6 protein-coding genes are annotated in these 3,996 nt (G+C 37.2%); 3 read left to right on the top strand and 3 right to left on the bottom strand.

Annotation, left to right across the window (positions count from 1 at the left end; translation table 11 throughout):
* The 3 genes from E1176_RS04620 to E1176_RS04630 form a co-directional block, all read right to left on the bottom strand.
* Nucleotides 1–413, bottom strand: a 413-nt coding sequence (locus tag E1176_RS04620; RefSeq protein ID WP_155209400.1) for a GNAT family N-acetyltransferase, incomplete at its 3' end; no start/stop codon positions are given.
* Entirely contained in the window at nt 413–2,023 is a 1,611-nt protein-coding gene (locus tag E1176_RS04625) for a sodium:solute symporter family protein (protein WP_155209401.1), read from the bottom strand. The genes E1176_RS04625 and E1176_RS04620, both read right to left, overlap by 1 nt.
* Before the next feature lie 122 nt (nt 2,024–2,145).
* Nucleotides 2,146–2,637, bottom strand: a complete 492-nt coding sequence (locus E1176_RS04630) for a MarR family winged helix-turn-helix transcriptional regulator (protein ID WP_155209402.1) — start codon at nt 2,635–2,637, stop codon at nt 2,146–2,148.
* 74 nt (nt 2,638–2,711) lie between these two features.
* Between E1176_RS04630 and E1176_RS04635 the strand changes: the two genes are divergently transcribed.
* From E1176_RS04635 to E1176_RS04645, 3 genes are all read left to right on the top strand, one after another.
* Nucleotides 2,712–3,368 (top strand): DUF4159 domain-containing protein, encoded by a 657-nt coding sequence (locus E1176_RS04635; protein WP_155209403.1) that lies wholly within the window; start codon nt 2,712–2,714, stop codon nt 3,366–3,368.
* 132 nt (nt 3,369–3,500) lie between these two features.
* Nucleotides 3,501–3,653 (top strand): lmo0937 family membrane protein, encoded by a 153-nt coding sequence (locus tag E1176_RS04640; RefSeq protein ID WP_155209404.1) that lies wholly within the window; start codon nt 3,501–3,503, stop codon nt 3,651–3,653.
* A 146-nt stretch (nt 3,654–3,799) separates the two neighbouring features.
* The coding region (locus tag E1176_RS04645) for a BlaI/MecI/CopY family transcriptional regulator (RefSeq protein WP_185152629.1) at nt 3,800–3,996 on the top strand (197 nt) is incomplete at its 3' end.

Consider the following 3,996-nt stretch of genomic DNA (forward strand, 5'->3'; position numbering starts at 1 on the left):
TTATTGGTAAACCCTAGTTTTTCGTATAAAAATTTAGCTGGATTGTTTGGTTCAACGTGAAGTGCGATGTTTCCATCTGCTTTTTCAATGGCGTGTTTCATCAATTCTTTGCCTATTCCTTTACCTCTATAATCGCCATGCATGGCAATATAAACAAGAATATTTTCAGGAATATAACCTGCCATACCTGTTCTGTTCATGACCACTGCTCCGATAATCTTATCATTATCTCTGGCAGTAACTACGAAACCTCCGGGCGTTACACCACTGTCGAGAGCATAATCTATTGCTTTTTTAATATCTGCCTTTTTATCACCAAACTCATCCAGGTGTACATATAAAAATTCAGCTACCTCATCTCTCTGAACTAATCCGATCGTTTCTGCCGGTGTGAGTATTTCGTATTTAATCATTATTTCTCTTTTTTATTGTTAGGATACATTAGTGATAATATTACAAACACTATCGCAGAAGCGGTTATTCCAAATACGTTGGGATCCAGCTTGTAAGGAAGTGTAAAGTAAAGTTCAATTGATTCTAAAGCTATAATTTGCGATGAATTGATTGCGCTAATTATCTTACCAGGTGTGAGCTCATTAACGGCAATATAAGATAAGTCAACTTGCTCACTTACCTTATTAAAAACGTTCATCACTTCAGTTTTGTTTAACGTAGTTGAGAGTGCCAATTTATGGGCTTGCAATGTGGCAGTAACCAGACCTCCTGTTATCATACCCCAAAATGCTCCAGTAGAGCTACTTTTACTCCAGAAAAGGGCTCCCAAAATCGGAACAAAAAGACCCGAGACCATAAATGCATAGCTATAAAGCATAAGGCTAAGCACATTTTCCATGACGCTGGCGATTAGTAAGGCCAATATTCCTACTATCAGCGTCACAACCTGCGAGAGTCTCAATACTGACTTTTCTGAGTTGAATTTACTGGTAAACTTTTGAATAAAATCTGAGACGATATTACCAGAAGAAGCCATTAAACAGCTGTCAGCTGTTGAAAGTATTGCTGAAAAGTAGGCCGACATCATAAGGCCTAATAGTCCTACCGGTAGTATAGTACGTAATAGCATAGGTAAACCTTGCTCGGGGTCAGTTTCTGCGATGTTTGCCGCTCCCAAATAATCAAACATTCCCTGATCGGCAGCCACTCTGGCAAACAAGCCTAAAGCAACACCCATAAAAGCCATGATGGGCCACTCAAACAAACCAGCCAGATACCAGGCCTTTTTAGCGGTTTTAACATCTTTACTAGCGTAAATTCTTTGATAAAGTGTCATGCCCACAAACCAGATAGGAATAATTGTGACTACCCAATACACAATGTCTTGCCAACTTATATTGGTGAGTGTGATCATCTCTGGTTTCACAGTATCTTTTACACCTTCCCAACCACCAATGGCTGAGTAAGAAAGCGGTATTCCGATAAATATCAATCCGGCAAGTAAGATGATCCATTGAATGGTATCCGTATAGATTACTGCTTTTATGCCGCCCATAACAGTATAAACAACTGCAATGGTACCCATGATAATGAGCGCTGTAGATAAGTCTAAACCTTGGAATGTGCCTGAAGCCAATTTGGCTCCTGCTAAAATTTGAGAGCTTGTAAAACCTGCATAACCAATTGCTGAAATAATTGCTGCAGTGAGTGCCACACGTTTATCAAAGAAAAAATTATAAACCTGAGGCATGGTATGAAATTTACTAAATGCGGGATTACCTCTTACGACCGGTATAAGAAATACTGCAGCCAGCCAGGCGCCTATAAGACCTGTAAATAACATCCAACTACCGGAAAGGCCCATTGTGAAACCAAGCCCACCTAAACCGATGGAAAAACCCCCACCGACATCTGTAGCCACTACGCTTAAACCAATATGCCAGCTGGTCATACCCCTACCGCCTACGTAGTAATCATCTAAGCCTTTATTTTTACGAAGGAAGAAAAATCCTACCCCCAGCATTGCTAACATGTAAACAATAAAAATGGCCAGATCGATTATATGCATATATTATTTTATTTCTACTCAAACTAATTAAGGCGCAAAAATAGCAATATATGGCATAAAATCCATTTTTAAGCCTTTTTAATAAATAATGAAAGGATAATAGTTTGACTACAAACTAATTATTAAGAACTAAGATCACTCGGTGGGTTTAACTCATCAATTGTTAAGAGTGCCGAAGCTTCTACACCTTCTATCTCCATAAATTCAACCAAAAGATCAAATGCTCTTTCAAGTTCTTCTAATTTTTCCTGAGATAGCTTTTCTAATTTTTGACTTAACCGCTGATGCATGAGCTGAGGAGCATTTTTAAGTAACTTCATACCCTCAGCAGTGAGCGTAATGTATGTAACCCTTCTATCTTTTTGATTTGGGATTTTGGCCACCCAACCTTTTTTTACCAGTCTTGTGATGATTCCGGTAAGAGTACTTGAGTTTAAATTAAGATATTTTGCTAATTCGCTATGTGTACATTTGTAATCATCGCATTGGTTGAGATAATTGAGAGCCAGAAGTTGTGGTATTGATAAACCAAACTCTTTTTGAATCCGTTTTGACTCCAGGTTTACTGACCTGATAATTTTTCTGATGTTGATTAATATACTAGTTGAGTCCAATTCTCTGTGTTTTAGTCTATCAAAGTTAGAAAAAGAATTAATTTTATGTTTCTCATCGAGATAAGTGTATATCTATGACAAAATATTTATCCCTCCTATTCATCCTATTTGCAACAAGTTTAACATTTGCTCAGAGCAACCTCAGTATTGCCAAACTTAAGTACGATGGAGGTGGTGATTGGTATGCTAATAAAACGGCACTACCTAACCTCATTGAATTCGCAAAAAGAGAAACCGCAATCAATCTATCAGAAGATGACGAAGTAGTTGAGATTGGAAGCCCTGATTTATTTTTGTACCCCTACGTCTACATGACGGGTCATGGTAATGTGGTATTTTCGGAGGCAGAAGCCGCCAATCTTAGAAAATATCTTGAAGCGGGTGGTTTTTTACATATTGACGATAATTATGGGTTAGATCAGTTTATAAGACTAGAAATGAAAAAGGTATTTCCTGAGTTAGAATTTGTAGAACTACCCTTTGATCACCCAATTTATAATCAAAAGTTTAAGTTTAGCAATGGCCTACCTAAAATACACGAACATGATGGTCAGCCAGCTCAAGGCTTGGGCTTAGTTTATGAAGGGCGATTAGTATGCTTTTATTCATACGAAAGTGATTTAGGAAATGGCTGGGAAGACCAAAGTATTCACAATGATCCACAGTCAAAACGAATAGAAGCCCTGAAAATGGGCACAAACATTTTAACCTTTTGTTTCACCCAATACTAAAAGGTGTGTAAATAATTACACAATCTGTTGTCAATTTTATTGAGTTTGCTAGTGTATTTTGCCCGTTATGGCAAATTTAAAGTGATGGCACACTATTTACACTACATTAGGAAACCAAACTAAAAAATTGACATGAGTAGTTTATTATATTTTATAGCAATACTATTAATCATCGGATGGTTATTAGGCTTCTTTGTATTTAGTCTCGGTTCACTAATTCACGTTTTATTAGTATTTGCCGTGATCGCTATATTATTTAGATTAATTGGCGGCAGACGGGTTTAGAAGAGTACTTTATAGCTTACACTGATATAATTATTGAGCCTCAACTTCATGTTGAGGCTTTCTTTTGTAGTCATATAACTAAATAATTAGTTGTATAACTAAAACTTTAGTGTTATTATTGTTAAGAGTATTTAAACAAACCGCTAATGAAAGAACTAACGAAAGCAGAAGAACAAGTCATGCAGATCTTGTGGCAAATTAAAAAAGGATTTGTCAGAGATGTGATCGACAAAATGCCGGAACCCAAACCTGCCTACAATACGGTATCTACAATCATTAGGATATTGGAGCAGAAGGGATTTGTAGACCACAACGCTTATGGAAAATCTCACGAGTACTACCC

This window comes from Fulvivirga aurantia (assembly GCF_009711475.1).
GTDB lineage: Bacteria > Bacteroidota > Bacteroidia > Cytophagales > Cyclobacteriaceae > Fulvivirga > Fulvivirga aurantia.